Below are 17754 nucleotides of genomic sequence, written 5' to 3'. Positions count from 1 at the left end.
AACCCACGACAGAACACCGCGGCACGTCCCGCGGCGGCAAGGGACCACGGAGGAAGACACCATGCAATTCGATGCCGAATTGCTGCTGCTCGCCATGGCGCCAGTCTTTCTCGCATGTATCGGCTGGGAGGCGTGGCACCTGCGGCGAACGCGCCCCGGCGCGGCGCTCTACAACTGGCGCGACACGCTCTGCAATGCGGCGCTCGCGCTGTTGCAGCAAGCGGCCGACAAGCTTGCGTGGCTCGCCATCGTCCCCGTCTATGCGTTTTTCTACGACCACTACCGCGTGCATACGTGGCAGGCCGGTTGGCTCCCGTTCACCGTGCTGTTCGTTGCACAGGATTTGCTCTACTACGTGTTTCACCGTTGCAGCCATCGCGTGCGCTGGCTGTGGGCCGCGCATGTTGTGCATCACTCGTCGGAGCGGCTGAATTTCTCGACCGCGTTCAGGCAAAGCCTCATGTATCCGCTCGCCGGCATGTGGCTCTTCTGGGTGCCGCTCGCCGTGCTCGGTTTTCCGCCGAAGCAGATCGTCGCAATCGTGCTGATCAACCTGGGCTTCCAGTTTTTCGTGCATACCCAGCTCGTCCGCAAGTTCAGCGGTCGGTTTGCCTGGGTCGAATATGTGTTCAACACGCCGTCCATCCATCGCGTGCATCACGCGCGCAACGACCGCTACATCGACCGCAACTATGCGGGCGTGCTCGTGATCTGGGACCGGCTGTTCGGCACCTACGTCGACGAAGATTCGCGCGAGCCGCCCGTCTACGGCATCGTCGAGCCGTTTCATACGTACAACCCGCTGAAGGCGACGTTCCACGAATGGGTGTCGATGGCGCACGACGTCGCCACCGCGCGCGGCGTGCGCGACAAACTGCGTGCGCTCTTTGCGCCGCCCGCGTGGGCCGCCGGTTTTCACGCGCGGCGCATGGCGGGTGCGACGGCGGGCCCGGCGCCTCACTGCACGGCCGGCATGGCCGCTACCGTCAGCACGCCGACGCACACCGGCATCAACGACAACAACCCTATTTCCAGCAAGACGCAGACGTAGGAAGATTCTGTAAGCTGTCGTCACGCCGCCGACGCGGCGGGCGCGGCCTGCAATACATGGCGCAAGGGCCAGACATACGAGGAGATGTAGCCAACATGAAGCAAACAGCATCGAGGAAACAGCATTGGTTGCGCGTCACGCAAATCGCCGCGGCGAGCGCCGCATTTGCGCTGCTCGCCGCTTGCGGCGGCGGCGGCGACGACAACAACAACTCAGCCACGAGCACGCCGGCGGGCGGCGTGAAACTGCAGGTGGTTTCGTTTGGCGACAGCCTGTCGGATGTCGGCACGTATGCACCGGTTATCCAGTCCAGTTTCGGCGGCGGCCGCTTCACGACCAACCCCGGTGAAGTATGGACGCAGAAGGTCGCAGCGTATTACGGCGATACGTTGAAGCCGGCCTACCTCGGCGGCTTCGGCCAGCCGCTCGTCGCGGCAGGCGGCTACGGTTATGCGCAGGGCGGCTCGGACGTGGTCAATGCTCAAGGCAAAGGCTGGGCGCCGAACAACATGGCCGCCACCACAGTGCCCATCGTGACCCAGGTTGCGAACTACCTGAATGCGCACAGCAGCTTCAACTCGAACCAGCTCGTGCTGGTGAACGGCGGCGCGAACGACATTTTCCAGTTCGCGGAGAACACCGCGAATCTGACAGCGCTCGGCACCGCGCTACAGACGCAATTCCCGCTGCTCGTGCAGGCCGGCACGCTGCCCAACACGCAGGCAGGCCAGGTCGCGTTCATCGTCAGCTACCTGTCGAAACTGCCTAACCCGCAGGTTGCCCAGGCGGCCACGCAGCTCGCCGCGCAAGTGAAGACCATCGTCAACTCGGGCGCGACTCACGTGGTGGTGTCGACCGTGCCGGACATCGGCAACACGCCGCTCGGCGTCGCCGCGAATGCAAGCACGCCGGGTTCGGCCGCGCTGCTGTCTGGTATCGCTGCAGCGTACAACTACATGTTCGTGCAGAACCTCACGGCGCTCGGCCTTCTCGGCACGGGCAAGGTGATCGTGGTCGATGCGTTCGCGTGGCAGGACCAGCAGTTGCCGAACTACAAGGCGCTTGGCTTCACGGTGTCGAACACCGGCACGGCCTGCAACCTCACTGCCATGCAGAGCAATGCGACCGCCTACGCCCGCGCCAATCCGAGCGCGACCAACGGGCTGACTCCGGAGCAGTATGGCGCCCAGTTCGGCTCCTCGCTGTTCTGCTCGCCGCAGACCTACACGGTGGCCGGCGCGGACCAGACCTATATGTTCGCGGACACCGTCCACCCCAGCACGCACATGCACGCATTGTTCGCGCAGTACGTGCAGCAGCAGATCGCGGCGACCGGCCTCGGTAAATAAGCCGGCAAGCGGCCGCGCGTTTTTGTCTTGCGCGGGTTCGACTTGCGCGGGTTCGGCAGCGCGGAAATTAAAAAAACGCCTGGCTCTTCTTATCGACTCGTTCGATAGACAAGCCAGGCGTTTTCTATTTGGACGCCAGTCACGCGCCGCCTGCGAAAAACCGCGTCGACGAGCTCAGGTCTGGCTTTGCGCCTCGAACGCCGCGGCAGCCCGGCCAAGCCGGTCGTTCACCGCGATCCACTCGATCGTATCAGGCAGTTTCTCGATCAGAATCCGCGCGACGTTCGCGCGATCCAGCGCGCGCAGCAAGCCGTACAGCTCGCGTGCGTAGACGTGCGGATCTTCAGGCGCGGCAATGAAGTGCACGCCCTCGGCGTCGGCCCACTGGCCCGCTCGCGACGCCCGCGCGACGAGCGCGACGCGCTCGCCGGGTGCACGCCCCGCGAGCAACGGCTCCAGCGCGTTGAACGGCAACAAAGCGAGCGGTGTGCGCGGCGCGTAGTGCGCCTTTAGCGTGCCGGAGGCGCGCGGCGCGGTGGCGTCGGAACCGTCGGGCAGGCGCGGCGCCTCGCCAAGCACGTCGGCGATTTCTTGCGGCGTGACACGGCCCGGCCGCAGCAACGCGGGGAAACCCCGCGACAAATCCAGAATGGTGGACTCTATGCCGACGTCCGACGCGCCGCCGTCGAGCACATGAATCGCCGTGCCGAATTCGTCGCGCACATGCTGCGCGGTGGTCGGGCTCACGTGCCCAAACCGGTTCGCCGACGGCGCCGCCACACCGCCATGCCCGCTGCGCAGCGCGCTGAAGGCTTCCAGCAGCGCCTGCGCCACCGGGTGCGACGGACAACGCAAGCCGACGGAATCCTGCCCGCCGCTGACCGCCGCCGGTATGCGCGCCGCCCGCTTCAGGATCAGCGTGAGCGGGCCCGGCCAGAACGCGTCGATCAGGCGCTGCGCCTCCTGGGGCAGTTGCTCGACCCAGTAGCCGGGATCGCCCTGCGGCGCCAGATGCACGATCACCGGATGATTCGCCGGCCGGCCCTTCGCCGCATAGATGCGCGCGACGGCGTCCGGGTTCTGGGCGTCGCCACCCAGGCCGTAGACCGTCTCCGTGGGGAACGCGACGAGGCCGCCCGCGTCGAGCAGCGCCGCCGCATGCTCGATTTGCGCGGCGGTGACGGGCAGCACGTTGGCGACGGCTTCCTGAGGACGATCGGCCTGGCCGGAGTTCTGTCGATCGGGCATGGCGCGCGCGTCAGCTCGTGGGGATATGCAGGAGCCGCGCACAATCGCGCGCCGCCGTGCGTGCTTCTTCGAGCGACGCCGCCGTGAAGTTCACGTGACCCATCTTGCGGCCGCAACGCGCCTCCTCCTTGCCGTACAGATGCAGACGCGCAGCCGGCATGGCCGCCACCTCGTGCCAGGGCGGCGTGACCGACGCGCCCTTCGGGCCGTCCGGAAACCAGACATCGCCAAGAATGTTCAGCATGACGGCCGGCGAATGCTGGCGCGTGTCGCCAAGCGGCATGCCGGTCATTGCGCGCACCTGCTGTTCGAACTGGCTGGTCGCGCACGCGTCGACGGTGTAGTGGCCCGAGTTGTGCGGACGCGGCGCCATTTCGTTGGCCACCAGCGAACCGTCTTCGAGAACGAAGAATTCGACGCACAGCACGCCCACATAGCCGAGCTTGCCGGCGATCTGCAGCGCGGCCTGCTGCGCCTGCTCGACGAGCGTCGGGCTCGCGTCCGGCGCGGGCACGATGGTGTGCGACAGCACGCCGTCGCGGTGCGTGTTCTGCGCCAGCGGATAAACCACCGACGCGCCGTTGGAGCCGCGCGCCATCAGCGCGGACACCTCGAACTTGAGCGGCAGGCGCTTTTCCAGCACGCACGGCACGCCGCCGAGCGACGCATGCGCCTCGCGCACTTCTTCCGCGTTGCGCACGCGCACCTGGCCTTTGCCGTCGTAACCCATGCGTGCCGTCTTGAGGATGCCGGGCAGCACCGCTTCGAGTTGCGCATCGTCGAGCGCGGCGAGCGTGTCTGACGACTCGATCACCACGTGCGGCGCAACCGTCACGCCCGACGACGCGATAAAGCGCTTCTCGGCGATACGATCCTGAGCCACGGCAACGCAACGGCCCGCCGGGCTGACGAACGTTGTCTTCGCGAGAAAGTCGAGGCTCGCGGCCGGAACGTTCTCGAATTCGGTCGACACGGCCGCGCACAGCCGCGCGAGTTCGGTCAACGACGCTTCATCGTCGTAGGCCGCGCGCAAGTGGCGATCGGCAACGGCGCCCGCCGGGCTGCTTTCGTCCGGGTCGAGCACGGCGACGCGGTAGCCCATTGCCTGCGCGGCAAAGCAGAACATGCGGCCGAGCTGGCCGCCACCGACCATGCCAAGCCATGCGCCGGGCAGAATCGGTGAAACCGGTGTGTTGTCTGGATTCATCTTGGTGGTCGGTCGCGGCCCGGCGTGCATGCAGTTCTGCAGCGGCACGCGCCTGGCCGGTAGGTCAGACAGGGAAGGTCCTGTCACTATCGCTGATTGCGCCGCAGCCGGGTATCGCCCCGGCCTATCGCGCGGTTCTCCGGCCGGCGCTTTGGCCGAGGTCCGTTCATCAGCGCGTCTATCAAACCGGCCTTACAGCGCCGGCAACACCATTGCGTGAGCCGCTTCGTTCTGGCGAACCCGGAACGCCGCCAGCTTGTCCGCGTATTCCGCGCTCGTGCCGCTCAGTATCGATACGGCGAAGAGCGCCGCATTCGCCGCGCCGGCTTCGCCGATAGCAAAGGTCGCGACCGGCACGCCCTTGGGCATCTGCACGATTGAATGCAGCGAGTCGACGCCCTTCAGGTACTTGCTCGCCACCGGCACGCCGAGCACCGGCACCGTGGTCTTGGCCGCCAGCATGCCCGGCAGATGCGCCGCGCCGCCCGCGCCCGCAATGATCGCGCGGATGCCGCGCTCGCGCGCGCTTTCAGCATAGGCGAACATGTCGTCCGGCATGCGGTGCGCGGAAACGACCCGGGCTTCGTACGGCACGCCGAACTCCTGCAGAATCGCCACGGCGTTCTTCATGACTTCCCAGTCGGAGCTGGAGCCCATCAGCACGCCGACAACCGGCGCGCCATGCGTATGGGCGGTTTGTGCTTCACTCATCTTGCGGCTTCCTGTTTGCGGCTTGCTGTTGCGGCTTGCTGTCCCGCAGCTTTCTGTTGCAATTGGCTGTTGCAGCCGACTGTTCACGGCCGGCTGAGTTGCGGCTTGCGGTTCGCGGTTTTGGATCAGACGAGCTTGTGCCCGGTCAGACGTTCGAGCGCTTCCTGATACTTCTCGCCCGTCTTTTGCACCACGTCGTCCGGCAGCTTCGGCGCGGGCGGCTCTTTCGCCCAGTCCTGCGTTTCGAGCCAGTCGCGCACGAACTGCTTGTCGAACGACGGCGGATTGGTGCCCACCTGATACTGATCGGCCGGCCAGAAGCGGGACGAGTCGGCGGTCAGCGCCTCGTCCATCAGATACAGCTTGCCGTGGTTGTCCAGACCGAACTCGAACTTGGTATCCGCGATGATGATGCCGCGCGTGGCAGCGTAATCCGCCGCTTCCTTGTAGAGCCGGATAGAGATGTCGCGGATCGTGGCCGACAATTCGGTGCCGATGCGGCGCTCCATCTCGTCGTATGTGATGTTCTCGTCGTGGTGGCCCATTTCGGCCTTGGCCGCCGGCGTGAAGATCGGCTCCGGCAGCTTTTGCGCGTTCTGCAGACCCGGCGGCAGTTGCACGCCGCACACCGAACCGGTCGCCTGGTAGTCTTTCCAGCCGCTGCCTGCCAGATAGCCGCGCACCACCGCTTCGACGAGAATCGGCTCGAGGCGCTTGACCACCACCGCGCGGCCCTTGACCTGCTCGACTTCGTCCGCCGCCACGACCGACTCGGGCGCGACGCCCGTCAGGTGATTCGGCACCACGTGCTTGAGCTTTTCGAACCAGAAGTTCGCCATCTCGTTGAGCACGCGTCCCTTGTTCGGAATCGGCTCGCCCATGATCACGTCGAACGCCGACAGACGGTCGGTCGTGACGATCAGCAACTGGTCGTTGCCCACTGCGTAGTTGTCGCGGACTTTACCGCGGCCGAGCAGCGGCAGCGAGCGGAGCGTGGATTCGTAAAGGGTAGACATCGTCGTGGTTCGCTAAAAATGAGGCAAAAAGTGTGACCGGAACAAAAGGGAAACGCCGTTCCCCGGATGATGCGGGAACGGCGATCTGACGACAACCTGGCCGGACGGCCAGGTGCAGAGCCAAACGTCGACGCAAGTACCGCTTAGCGGACCACTTGCGCGAGTTCGCCCGACTTGTACTTCTCCGCAATTTTATCAAGCGAAACCGGCTTGATCTTGCCGGCCTGGCCTTCACAGCCGAATTGCGTGTAGCGCTCGATACAGATCTTCATGGCGGCTTCGCGCGCCGGCTTCAGGTAGTCGCGCGGATCGAACTTCGACGGATTGGTCGCCATATAGCGGCGGATCGCGCCGGTGATCGCAAGGCGCAGGTCGGTGTCGATATTGACCTTGCGCACGCCGTGCTTGATGCCTTCCTGAATTTCCTCGACCGGCACGCCGTAGGTTTCCTTCATGTCGCCGCCGAATTCGCGGATTTCCGCGAGCAACTCCTGCGGCACCGACGAAGATCCGTGCATCACCAGGTGCGTGTTCGGAATGCGCTGGTGAATTTCCTTGATGCGCTGGATCGACAGGATGTCGCCCGTGGGCTTCTTGCTGAACTTGTACGCGCCGTGGGACGTGCCGATCGCGATGGCCAGCGCGTCGCACTGCGTGAGCTTGACGAAGTCGGCGGCCTGCTCGGGGTCGGTCAGCAGCTGTTCGCGGGTCATCGTGCCTTCCGCGCCGTGGCCGTCTTCCTTGTCGCCCTTCATGGTTTCCAGCGAACCGAGCACGCCCAGCTCCGCTTCCACCGTGACGCCGATCGAGTGCGCGGCTTCCACGACCTTGCGCGACACCTCCACGTTGTACTCGTACGACGCGACGGTCTTGCCGTCTGCTTCCAGCGAGCCGTCCATCATCACGCTGGTGAAGCCGCTGCGGATCGCCGCCATGCAGACCGCCGGCGACTGGCCATGGTCCTGGTGCATCACGACCGGAATGTGCGGATAGGACTCGACCGCCGCTTCGATCAGATGGCGCAGGAACGCTTCACCCGCGTACTTACGCGCGCCGGCCGAAGCCTGCATGATGACCGGTGCGTTGACCTTGTCGGCCGCCGCCATGATCGCCTGCACCTGCTCCAGGTTGTTCACGTTGAATGCCGGAAGGCCGTAGCCGTTTTCAGCGGCATGGTCCAGCAGTTGACGCATTGATACGAGAGGCATGCTGTAACTCCTTAGATTGAAACGAATTCTTGTGCCGCCGGCATCTTTTGGGCGATCTCGTCGCGAAGCAAACCGCATACCCGTTCGCGCCCTGGCCACCGCGCGCAACGCAGGGCGCTGTGCCCCGCGGCAGTCGCCGATGCGACCGACGCGCAATCACCGGGTACGACAGTCTGCTTCCTTCGATCAAGCCTGTGCCAGTCGAGCAGTGCCGCAGATCAATACGGCTCGCCGACCCGTACGATCTTCAGCGTATTCGTGCCGCCGGCCTGGCCCATCGGCTCGCCGACGGTCAGCACCACCATGTCGCCACGCGACGCATAGCCCTTGCTGACCACCGTCTCCAACGCCTGTTGCAACGCCGTGTCGCGGTCGGTGTTGGTGTCGAGATGCAGCGAAGTCACGTTGCGGTACAGCGCCATGGCCCGCTCGCTGCCGACCCGCGGCGTGAGCGCGAAGATCGGCACGTGCGTCCAGTGACGCGACATCCACAGCGCGGTCGAGCCGGATTCGGTCAACGCCACGATCGCCTTCGCGCCCAGATGAAACGCGGTGAAAAGCGCGCCCATCGCGATGGACTGGTCGATGCGCGTGAACGTGCGGTCGAGGAAATCCTTGTCCAGTTCCGACTGCTCCGACTTCTCCGCTTCGATGCAGATGGCCGCCATTGTTTCGATGGTCTGCACCGGGTACTTACCCGCCGCCGATTCCGCCGACAGCATCACCGCGTCCGTGCCGTCGAGCACCGCGTTGGCGACGTCGGAGACTTCCGCGCGCGTGGGTACCGGCGCGTAGATCATCGACTCCATCATCTGGGTCGCGGTGATCACGAACTTGTTCGACTCGCGCGCCATACGAATCATGCGCTTTTGCAGCGCGGGGACTGCGGCATTGCCCACCTCCACCGCGAGATCGCCGCGCGCCACCATGATGCCGTCCGACGCGTCCAGAATGCCTTGCAGCGCCGGAATGGCTTCCGCGCGCTCGATTTTGGCGATCATCTTCGGCTTGATGCCGTACGGCGCGCCGGCGATGTTCGCCAGTTGGCGCGCCATTTCCATGTCGGTCGCGTTCTTTGGAAACGATACCGCGACGAAATCGACGCCGAGCGCCATTGCCGTGCGAATGTCTTCCATGTCCTTGGCAGTCAGCGCCGGCGCCGACAGGCCGCCGCCCTGGCGGTTGATGCCCTTGTTGTTCGACAGGTCGCCGCCGATCTTCACGATCGTATGGATCTCGTTGCCGATCACGCGCTGCACGTTCAGCACGATCAGGCCGTCGTTGAGCAGCAGCACGTCGCCGGGCTTCAGGTCGCGCGGCAGGTCCTTGTAGTCGAGGCCCGCGCGCTCCTGGTTGCCGAGCTCACAGTCGGCGTCGAGGATGAACGGATCACCCGAGTTGAGCGTGACCTTGCCGTTCTCGAATTTGCCGACCCGGATCTTCGGGCCTTGCAGGTCCGCCATGATGGCGACCTCACGGCCCGCCTGGCGAGCCGCCTCGCGCACGAACTCGGCGCGCTGGCGGTGGTCGTCCGCGGTGCCGTGCGAGAAATTGAGCCGCACCACGTCGGCGCCTGCCTGAATCATTTGCAGCAGGATCTCCGGCGTACTGGAAGCCGGTCCGATGGTAGCGACAATCTTGGTGGCGCGATGCATGAGTCTCCTCGTCTGGATGGGATCGCTGGAAAGAGCGCTGCGAGTCGGATGCGGAGGCTGCGCACCGAAAGATGGTGCCGGGGGCTGCGCGCCGGTTGAAACCAGCGTCGCTTTATGGGGTGAAGCGGTGTTCGACACCGGCACGCGAAGCGCCGGCGGGGTGGCGAGGACGACTTCCGCCTCCGGGAGTTCCGCAGAGGGCGCGGCGGCTTCGTCCACTGCAATGCTGGACGATGCCGCCGAACCTTCCGCGGCGGTCGACTCCACGGAGGCGGCAGGCGCCTCGGTTACTTCTGAATCTGTTGCTGGCGGCGGAGCTTCTGCCGCCCCCGCCAGCGAGGTGGCCAGCGCGGCGGCAACCGTGCTGGCAAGCTCGGACTCCCTGGCTGCCGTGGCCGCGGCAGTGGCAGTAGCAGCGGCGGCCTCGCCAGAGCGCGCCGTGCGCTCCCCTGCCGTCGCTGCCGCGGTGTCGCGCGGCTTGCCGCGCTCACCGTTCACTTTTGCGGACTTCGCCGTTGGGGAGCGCGTCGCCACGTTAAGCCCGCGATTCCAGAACTTCGACGGCCGGCAGCTTCTTGCCTTCGAGGAACTCGAGGAAGGCGCCGCCGCCCGTCGAGATATAGCTGACCTTGTCGTGGATGCCGTACTTGGCGATGGCAGCGAGGGTATCGCCGCCGCCCGCAATCGAGAACGCGGACGACCTTGTGATCGCGTCGGCCAGCGTTTTCGTGCCGTTGCCGAACTGGTCGAATTCGAACACGCCGACCGGGCCGTTCCACACGATAGTGCCGGCTTTTTCCAGTTGCGCGGCAAGCGTCTTTGCGGTTTCCGGACCGATGTCGAGGATCATGTCGTCGTCCTGGACATCGGCGACGGCCTTGATCTCGGCCTTGGCGGTCGGCGAGAACTCCTTCGCCGTGACCACGTCGCTGGGAATGGGTACCGAGGCGCCGCGCGCCTTCGCTGCGTCGATAATGGCTTTGGCTTCGTTCACCAGATCGGCTTCGGCCAGCGATTTGCCGATCTTCAGACCCGCGGCCAGCATGAACGTATTGGCAATGCCGCCGCCCACGATCAGCTGGTCCACCTTCTCGGCCAGCGACTTCAGGATGGTCAGCTTGGTCGACACCTTCGACCCGGCGACAATCGCGACCAGCGGGCGCTTGGGCGCGCCGAGCGCCTTGCCGAGCGCTTCGAGCTCCGCCGCGAGCAGCGGACCGGCGCACGCCACCGGCGCATACTTCGCGATGCCGTGCGTGGTGGCTTCGGCGCGGTGCGCAGTGCCGAACGCGTCGTTCACGTAGATGTCGCAGAGCTTCGCCATTTTTTGCGCGAGCTCGTCGGAATCCTTCTTTTCACCCTTGTTCACGCGGCAGTTTTCCAGCAGCACGACCTGCCCCGGTGCGACGCTCACGCCGTTTTCCACCCAGTTGGCGACGAGCGGCACGTCGCGTCCCAGCAGTTCCGCGAAGCGCCTGGCGACCGGCGCGAGCGAGTCTTCCGGCTTGAAATCGCCTTCGGTCGGACGGCCCAGATGCGACGTCACCATCACCGCAGCGCCCGCCTCGAGCGCGGCCTTGACGGCCGGCACGGAGGCGCGGATGCGGGTGTCTTCGGTGATGTTGCCTTGATCGTCCTGCGGCACGTTCAGATCGGCGCGGATGAACACTCGTTTGCCGGACAGCTTGCCTTCGGCGATCAGATCGGAGAGACGCAATACCTTGTTCATGGGCGTTTGTGGGCGAGTTGATGAGAAGGCGGTGGCGGACGGCGCACGCGGCTTCGAGCGCGGTGAACTCCAGCGCGTCGGCAGGGCGGCTCCCCGCAGCGGGAGGCCGTCGGCAGGCCCGCGGCGCGGGCGCCACGCATCGGCGCGCTCATCCCCGAAAGCGGCATTTTAACTGATCCCAACTGCCTTCTGACCCGCGCGCGGGCGAATCTCCCGTATTCGAATGCCGCGCGGGCCATGCTGCAATGCGGCATAGCAGCCCCTATCGCTCACATGAGGACGCGCAACAGCGTGAACACGGCCATTCCGACAATGATGGTGCCGAGCATGGTACGGCGCCACAAAAACCACCCGAGGCCGGCGAGCGTCGCATAGAACTCGTGATTCGACGGCGCGAACGACAGCCCGTCCGGTGTACCCAGCACGTCCGGCAAGACCACGGCGGCAAGCGCCGCCGCCGGCGCATAGCGCAGCATGCGCTGCACGCGGCCGGGCAAGACCGTGCGCTCGCCGCCGATTAGAAACATCGCGCGTGTCACGGCGGTGACGACGGTCATGCCGAGAATGGCAAGCCAGATCTCCACGGAGGTCATTGCGAATCTCCCGTGCGGCTGCGAAGGCGTCGCAGGTCGGCACGCTCGGCCATCAAATCTGCGGCGCTGCCCGCGAGAATCGCGGCGATCACTGCGAGCGGCAGCCCAAGCCGGTACGGCAGATCGAACGCGAGCAGCGCCACGATTCCCGCGATGCACACCGCCACCAGCGTGGAGCGCGTGGCGATAGCCGCCACCATAATTGGCAGAAGCGCCAGCGTGCCGGCTAGCGCGAGCCCCCAGTTGTCCGGAATCAGGCTCGCGAGCAGGATGCCCGCAATGGACGAGATCTGCCACGACAGCCAGCTGCACACCGCCATGCCCCAGAAGTACGCCTCCTTGCCCGGCACGTAACCGGTCGCGAAATTCTTCTTCACGAACAGCAGATAGATCACGTCGCCGTTGAAGTAGCCGAGCGCGACCCGCCGCCACATCGACAGATAGGAAAAATGCGGTGCGAGCCCCACGCTGAAGATCACGAAACGCATATTGACCATTGCGGCCGTGAGAAGCACTGTCCAGACCGGCAGCTTGGCCGCGAGCAGCGGCAGTACCGCCAGTTGCGACGAGCCGGCGTAGCACAGCAGCGACATGGCGAGCGCCTGAGGCAGCGTCAGCACCGACTTGCTCATCGCCACGCCGGTGACGAGACCCCAGGAGCAGATCGCCATGAGCGTGGGCGAATAGTCGCGGGCGCCCTCACGGAAGGCGCGGCGATCGATATCTGACAGGCGAGCGAGCATGAGGCGGAAAGCGCGGGCGCCGAAGGCCGCGGTGGGAAAATGGGGAAAACCGGCGCCAGCTCGTCGAGCACGCGCTGGCGCATCCGGATACGAATTATGCGTGCGCCGAATTATAGCGCCCGACATGCGTCCCGATGCCCGTTTCGTGTGCAAATGACGCTAAAATAACGCTCTTCGCTGCACCCCCTCGGAAATTTCCGCCTTATCGGCTTTCCGCGCGCCCGGCGCCTTGCGCGTCCGCGGGCCTGGGGTCTCAACCAAACACGCACCTGCTGGAGAACCGTATGTCAATGGCCGACCGCGACGGCAAGATCTGGATGGATGGCAAGCTGATCGACTGGCGCGATGCCAAGATCCATGTGCTGACCCACACGCTGCATTACGGCATGGGCGTTTTCGAAGGCGTGCGCGCCTACCGGACGGCCGACGGCGGCACCGCGATTTTCCGCTTGCAGGAGCACACCAAGCGCCTTCTGAACTCGGCCAAGATTTTCCAGATGGACGTGCCGTTCGACCACGAAACGCTCGCCGCCGCGCAGCGCGAAGTGGTCCGCGAGAACAAGCTCGAGTCGTGCTATCTGCGGCCGATCATCTGGGTCGGCTCCGAAAAGCTCGGCGTCTCGGCCAAGGGCAACACCATCCATGTGGCGATCGCCGCGTGGCCGTGGGGCGCTTACCTCGGCGAAGACGGCATCGCCAAGGGCATTCGCGTGAAGACCTCGTCGTTCACGCGGCATCACGTGAACGTGTCCATGGTCCGCGCGAAGGCGTCGGGCTGGTACGTGAACTCGATCCTCGCGAATCAGGAAGCCATTGCCGACGGTTACGACGAAGCGCTGCTGCTCGACGTGGACGGCTACGTGTCGGAAGGCTCGGGCGAAAACTTCTTCCTCGTCAACAATGGCAAGCTGTACACGCCCGACCTGTCGTCGTGCCTCGACGGCATTACGCGCGACACGGTCATCACGCTCGCGCGCGACATGGGCATCCCCGTGATCGAAAAGCGCATCACGCGCGACGAGGTGTATACCTGCGACGAAGCGTTCTTCACCGGCACCGCCGCCGAAGTCACGCCGATCCGCGAGCTGGACAACCGCACAATCGGCTCCGGCACCCGCGGTCCGATCACGGAAAAGCTGCAGTCGGCGTTCTTCGACATCGTGAACGGCAAGAGCGAAAAGTACGCACACTGGCTGACCAGGATTTAACGCGCATTGCGCCGCACGCACCCTGCATACAACGAGAAAGTCTCATGAGCGATATCAAGGAAATGCCGCTGGTCGAACTGACGGCAAAGGACCTCCCGGCGTACTGCCCGAACCCCGCCATGCCGCGCTGGAGTTCGCATCCGCGCGTCTTTATCGACGTTTCGCACGGCGAAGCGCGCTGCCCCTACTGCAGCACGCGTTACAAGCTGCGCGACGGCGAAGTGATCAAAGGTCACTGATCCTCGAGCACTGAACGCGAGAGCCGTTCGCCGGCAGCGCAGGCTGTCGCGCCGATTGCTGCCTCGCCCGTCGTCAGGGGCTTTCGCCGGCGTTCGTAGCGGCGAGTTGCCCCTTTTCCCTTTATTTCTATTTATCCGAGGCACCCCGCGCATGACGCGCGAGGCGCTTCGTTTCGACACCGGACAATCACTCTGATGCGTCGCGCGTTGGTTATCGCACCGAACTGGATCGGTGACGCATTGATGGCGCAGCCGCTCTTTGCGCGCCTCGTGAAACTGCATCCCCGCATCGCAATCGACGCGGTCGCGCCCTCCTGGGTCGCTCCCGTGCTCGAACGCATGCCCGAGATCCGCGACGTCTACGCCACCGACCTCGCGCACGGCAAGCTGCAGATGCTGCGCCGCTGGCAACTCGCGAGCGACTTGCGCGACGTAGGTTACGACGCAGCCTACGTGCTGCCGAACTCGCTGAAGTCCGCGCTGATTCCGTGGATGGCCGGCATTCGCCTGCGCATCGGCTATACCGGCGAAAGCCGCTACGGCCTGCTGAACGTGCGCCACGCGAATCCTCGCAAGGACGAGCGCCCGCCGATGGTGGGCCATTACGCCGCCCTCGCCTACGCGCCGGGCGCGAAGCTTCCCGACGACCTGCCGATGCCGCGGCTCGACGCCGACCTGAACGAGGCGTCGCGCGTGTCGGCGCGTTTTAACCTCGACACGCGCGTGCCGTTGCTGGTGTTCTGCCCCGGCGCCGAATACGGTCCGGCCAAGCGCTGGCCGCCGGAGCATTTCGCCGCGCTCGCGCAAATGGTCGGCCAGTCGTTCCCGTACACGCAGATCGTCGCGCTTGGTTCACCGAAAGACGCGCCGCTTGCGCAGGCCATCGCCGAGAAAGCGCCGAACGTGCGCAACCTGTGCGGACAGACTGCGCTTGGCGAAGCGTGCGCGCTGATCTCGCGCGCCAATGCGGTCGTCACGAACGATTCGGGGCTCATGCACGTCGCCGCCGCGCTGCGCCGGCCGCTCGTGGCCGTCTACGGTTCCACGGATCCGCGCCACACGCCGCCCCTGTCGGAGCTTGCGAAGGTACAATGGCTCCATCTCGAATGCAGCCCCTGTTTTCAGCGCGAGTGTCCGCTCGGTCATCTGAACTGCCTCAAGCAGTTGAGCGCCGAGCAGGTTTTCGGCGATTTACGCGGCATGTTGCTCGCGCAACGCTGAGCCGGCCGACACTTGCACGCAACACCGCACGCCCCTGAGCGCGTCGCGTCATGTTCACGCCTTGCGGCGCGGGCATTCTGGCGCTCGGGTGCAATTGTCCGGCGCTCCGGACAGCCCCGCTCACCGCTGCCTTGCAACCGCGCGCCGCGCACAAGAGACTGACGAGCCATGCCACGTTTTGCCCATATCTTCGAAGCCGCCGCCGATACCCTCAATGCCTATTACCAGGCCGTCGCCGAGGTCAATATCGACAGCCTGATGGGCCTGTGGATCGACGAAGAATTCGTGAGCTGCATTTGTGCCGACGGCTCGCACCTGCATGGCCTCGACAGCATTCGCGCGGGCTTGCAGGTGCAGTTCGAAGCGGCGCCGGTCTCGATCGAACCGCTCGACATTCGCGTCTACGACAGCCTCGGCACCGTCGTCTACGCAATTGCTGAAGCGCATCGGCCAGTTGACCCCAAAGCCGCGCCCGCCATGGTATTCACCACTTACGTGATGGTGCATGAGCGCGGCGAATGGCGCATCGCGCACATTCACGCGAGCCCCATGCCCAACGAAGCCGCCAGCCAGTTCGCCACCAAGATGCGCCATGGCCAGGGGTCGCTCCACTGACGCGCGGCGTGCCGCCAACGCTTTCGCGCTGAACTCCGCTTTCGAACCGGCATGAGCACGCCCCGCAGCAACTCTCGTGGCCCGACGACACCCGAGCAGACCGCAAGCGCGGGCGCAGGCGGCGTCGAGAGCGCTATCCAGTCGACCATCGACGCCACCATCGACGCGGGCCTCTCAGCCGCCAAAGACCTGCTCTACCGCGCGCCGCTGTGGTTGCCGAACAGGCATGTGCAGACCATTGTGCCGTCGCTGTTCGCGCGCCGTCCGGCCGTGTCGTTTCGCCGCGAGCGCTGGGATACGCCAGACGGAGATTTCATCGACGTCGATTGGGTGCGGCATGACAATTCGCCGGCCTCGGCCATGGCAGGCGACGCTGCGCACCCGCTCCCCGCCGCCGACGCACCGTTGCTCGTTCTCTTTCACGGCCTGGAAGGCAGCTCCGCCTCGCATTACGCATCCGCGCTGATGGCCGCCGCGCGCGACTATGGCTGGCACGGCGTCGTGCCGCACTTTCGCAGTTGCAGCGGCGAGCTCAACCGCCTGCCGCGCTTCTATCATCTGGCCGACAGCAACGAAGTAGACTGGATCCTGCGGCGCCTGCGCGCCGCGCATCGCGGGCCGTTGGTCGCGGCGGGCGTGTCGCTCGGAGGCAACGTGCTGTTGCACTGGCTCGGCGAGCGGCGCGAGGACGCCGCGTCGGTGGTCGCGGGCGCCGCGGCGATCTCCACACCCATCGACGTGCATGCCGGCGGCCACGCGTTGTCGCAAGGTCTCGGCATGATCTACACGCGCAACTTCCTGAAGACGCTCAAGCAGAAGGCCGCGCAGAAGCTGGTGCAATTCCCCGGCCTCTTCGACCGCGACGCAATGCTCGCGAGCCGTACCATGTACGAGTTCGACAACGTCGTCACCGCGCCGCTGCACGGCTTTCGCAATACCGACGAGTATTGGAGCGTGGCCACCACGCGCCCGTTGCTGCCGCACATTCAGGTGCCCACGCTGGTGCTGAATGCGCGCAACGACCCCTTTCTGCCGGCGAGGGCGTTGCCGTCACGGCATCAGGTATCGGCGGCGGTGGAACTCGATCAGCCGAGGCACGGCGGCCACGCCGGCTTCATGACCGGACCGTTTCCAGGCCGGATCGACTGGCTGTCGCGGCGAGTGTTGAGCTTTCTGGAGCAACACGTCGATCATGGATGACATCGTCAAGCAGGCTTTGGCCAAATGGCCAAACGTTCCCAGTTGCACCGGCTGGCTGATGCTCGACCGGCGCGGCCAGTGGCGCATGCGCGACGAAGCCGCCCAGGCGAGCGGCTCGCCGGGCGTGCCGATCCGCCACGAGGCGCTGCTCGGCTTCATTAACCGCAACTATGAGTGTGACGAGCGCGGGCAATGGTTCTTTCAGAACGGACCGCAGCGCGTGTATGTGGAACTGGGCTATACGCCGTGGGTGGTGCGTTTGTCGGTCGAGGCGAGCGGCGCGCTCGCGTTGACGGATCAGGCGGGCAACCATTTCGAACCCTCGGCCGTGTATGCCGACGACGAGGGCAACATTCTGTTCGCCGGCGCCTCGCGTCCCGCCGTAGTGTCCGAAGCGTCGGGTCCGGGCGCGCCGCTGCGAATCGCGGTGTTGCACGATCACGACCTGAACGTCTTCGCCGATCACACGACGCTTGCCGACGATTCCGCGAGCGGCGAGTTTCACTGGAACGGCGGCGCGACCTTGCCGCTTCAGCCCATACGGCGTGAAAGAGTCGCGGCGCGCTTCGGTTTTGTCGAGAGCCCGGCGGCGAACGTCTGAGGCGGGCGTCTCGCGGGCAAGCGGCTAATCTGCCAGAACAGTTGCGGTTGCGGTTGCGGTTGCGGTTGCGGTTGCGGTTGCGGTTGCGGTTGCGGTTGCGGTTGCGGTTGCGGTTGCGGCAGCAGGTTAATCGTCGTTCGTGCGCAGAAACTGGCCTCGC

At 65.4% G+C, this 17754-nt stretch carries 17 protein-coding genes; 8 read left to right on the top strand and 9 right to left on the bottom strand.

Features of this window, described 5'->3' with window-relative positions; translation table 11 throughout:
• Nucleotides 1–61 precede the first annotated feature (61 nt).
• Both JNB89_RS06665 and JNB89_RS06660 read left to right on the top strand, forming a co-directional pair.
• Complete coding sequence (locus JNB89_RS06665; RefSeq protein ID WP_220361714.1) at nt 62–1051, top strand: sterol desaturase family protein; 990 nt, start codon at nt 62–64, stop codon at nt 1049–1051.
• Nucleotides 1052–1146: 95 nt separating this feature from the next.
• Nucleotides 1147–2400 (top strand): SGNH/GDSL hydrolase family protein, encoded by a 1254-nt coding sequence (locus JNB89_RS06660; protein ID WP_013340389.1) that lies wholly within the window; start codon nt 1147–1149, stop codon nt 2398–2400.
• A 174-nt stretch (nt 2401–2574) separates the two neighbouring features.
• Here JNB89_RS06660 and JNB89_RS06655 read toward each other — a convergent pair whose 3' ends face one another.
• From JNB89_RS06655 to JNB89_RS06615, 9 genes are all read right to left on the bottom strand, one after another.
• Nucleotides 2575–3648, bottom strand: a complete 1074-nt coding sequence (locus JNB89_RS06655) for an L-threonylcarbamoyladenylate synthase (RefSeq protein WP_220361713.1) — start codon at nt 3646–3648, stop codon at nt 2575–2577.
• Between the two features lie 10 nt (nt 3649–3658).
• Entirely contained in the window at nt 3659–4855 is a 1197-nt protein-coding gene (locus JNB89_RS06650) for a 5-(carboxyamino)imidazole ribonucleotide synthase (protein ID WP_220361712.1), read from the bottom strand.
• Between the two features lie 192 nt (nt 4856–5047).
• Complete coding sequence (gene purE, locus JNB89_RS06645; RefSeq protein WP_220361711.1) at nt 5048–5566, bottom strand: 5-(carboxyamino)imidazole ribonucleotide mutase; 519 nt, start codon at nt 5564–5566, stop codon at nt 5048–5050.
• 125 nt (nt 5567–5691) lie between these two features.
• Complete coding sequence (locus JNB89_RS06640) at nt 5692–6582, bottom strand: phosphoribosylaminoimidazolesuccinocarboxamide synthase (RefSeq protein WP_220361710.1); 891 nt, start codon at nt 6580–6582, stop codon at nt 5692–5694.
• Between the two features lie 143 nt (nt 6583–6725).
• Entirely contained in the window at nt 6726–7790 is a 1065-nt protein-coding gene (gene fba / locus JNB89_RS06635; protein ID WP_013340394.1) for a class II fructose-bisphosphate aldolase, read from the bottom strand.
• A 218-nt stretch (nt 7791–8008) separates the two neighbouring features.
• Nucleotides 8009–9445, bottom strand: a complete 1437-nt coding sequence (gene pyk, locus JNB89_RS06630) for a pyruvate kinase (RefSeq protein ID WP_013340395.1) — start codon at nt 9443–9445, stop codon at nt 8009–8011.
• 535 nt (nt 9446–9980) lie between these two features.
• On the bottom strand, nt 9981–11174 hold the full coding sequence (locus JNB89_RS06625) for a phosphoglycerate kinase (protein WP_220361709.1): 1194 nt from the start codon (nt 11172–11174) through the stop codon (nt 9981–9983).
• Nucleotides 11175–11443: 269 nt separating this feature from the next.
• On the bottom strand, nt 11444–11767 hold the full coding sequence (locus JNB89_RS06620) for an AzlD domain-containing protein (protein ID WP_220361708.1): 324 nt from the start codon (nt 11765–11767) through the stop codon (nt 11444–11446).
• Entirely contained in the window at nt 11764–12510 is a 747-nt protein-coding gene (locus JNB89_RS06615; protein ID WP_220361707.1) for an AzlC family ABC transporter permease, read from the bottom strand. The genes JNB89_RS06620 and JNB89_RS06615 overlap by 4 nt, the downstream gene beginning before the upstream one ends.
• Before the next feature lie 284 nt (nt 12511–12794).
• Between JNB89_RS06615 and JNB89_RS06610 the strand changes: the two genes are divergently transcribed.
• From JNB89_RS06610 to JNB89_RS06585, 6 genes are all read left to right on the top strand, one after another.
• Nucleotides 12795–13718, top strand: a complete 924-nt coding sequence (locus JNB89_RS06610) for a branched-chain amino acid transaminase (RefSeq protein ID WP_135892995.1) — start codon at nt 12795–12797, stop codon at nt 13716–13718.
• 44 nt (nt 13719–13762) lie between these two features.
• On the top strand, nt 13763–13957 hold the full coding sequence (locus JNB89_RS06605) for a zinc-finger domain-containing protein (RefSeq protein WP_013340400.1): 195 nt from the start codon (nt 13763–13765) through the stop codon (nt 13955–13957).
• A gap of 195 nt (nt 13958–14152) precedes the next feature.
• Nucleotides 14153–15178: a lipopolysaccharide heptosyltransferase II gene (gene waaF / locus JNB89_RS06600; RefSeq protein WP_220361706.1), complete on the top strand. Its 1026-nt coding sequence runs from the start codon at nt 14153–14155 to the stop codon at nt 15176–15178.
• Between the two features lie 168 nt (nt 15179–15346).
• On the top strand, nt 15347–15793 hold the full coding sequence (locus JNB89_RS06595; protein ID WP_013340402.1) for a nuclear transport factor 2 family protein: 447 nt from the start codon (nt 15347–15349) through the stop codon (nt 15791–15793).
• 51 nt (nt 15794–15844) lie between these two features.
• A complete protein-coding gene (locus tag JNB89_RS06590; protein ID WP_220361705.1) occupies nt 15845–16993 on the top strand; it encodes a YheT family hydrolase in 1149 nt (382 codons plus the stop codon).
• The gene (locus JNB89_RS06585; RefSeq protein WP_220361704.1) at nt 16986–17594 is read left to right on the top strand and encodes a DUF2946 family protein; all 609 of its coding nucleotides are present in this window, start codon (nt 16986–16988) and stop codon (nt 17592–17594) included. The genes JNB89_RS06590 and JNB89_RS06585 overlap by 8 nt, the downstream gene beginning before the upstream one ends.
• Nucleotides 17595–17754 lie beyond the last annotated feature (160 nt).

This window comes from Paraburkholderia phenoliruptrix, assembly GCF_019511605.1.
GTDB lineage: Bacteria > Pseudomonadota > Gammaproteobacteria > Burkholderiales > Burkholderiaceae > Paraburkholderia > Paraburkholderia phenoliruptrix_A.
The sequence above is the reverse complement of the archived record's forward strand: the minus strand, read 5'-3'. Positions and strand labels throughout refer to the sequence as shown.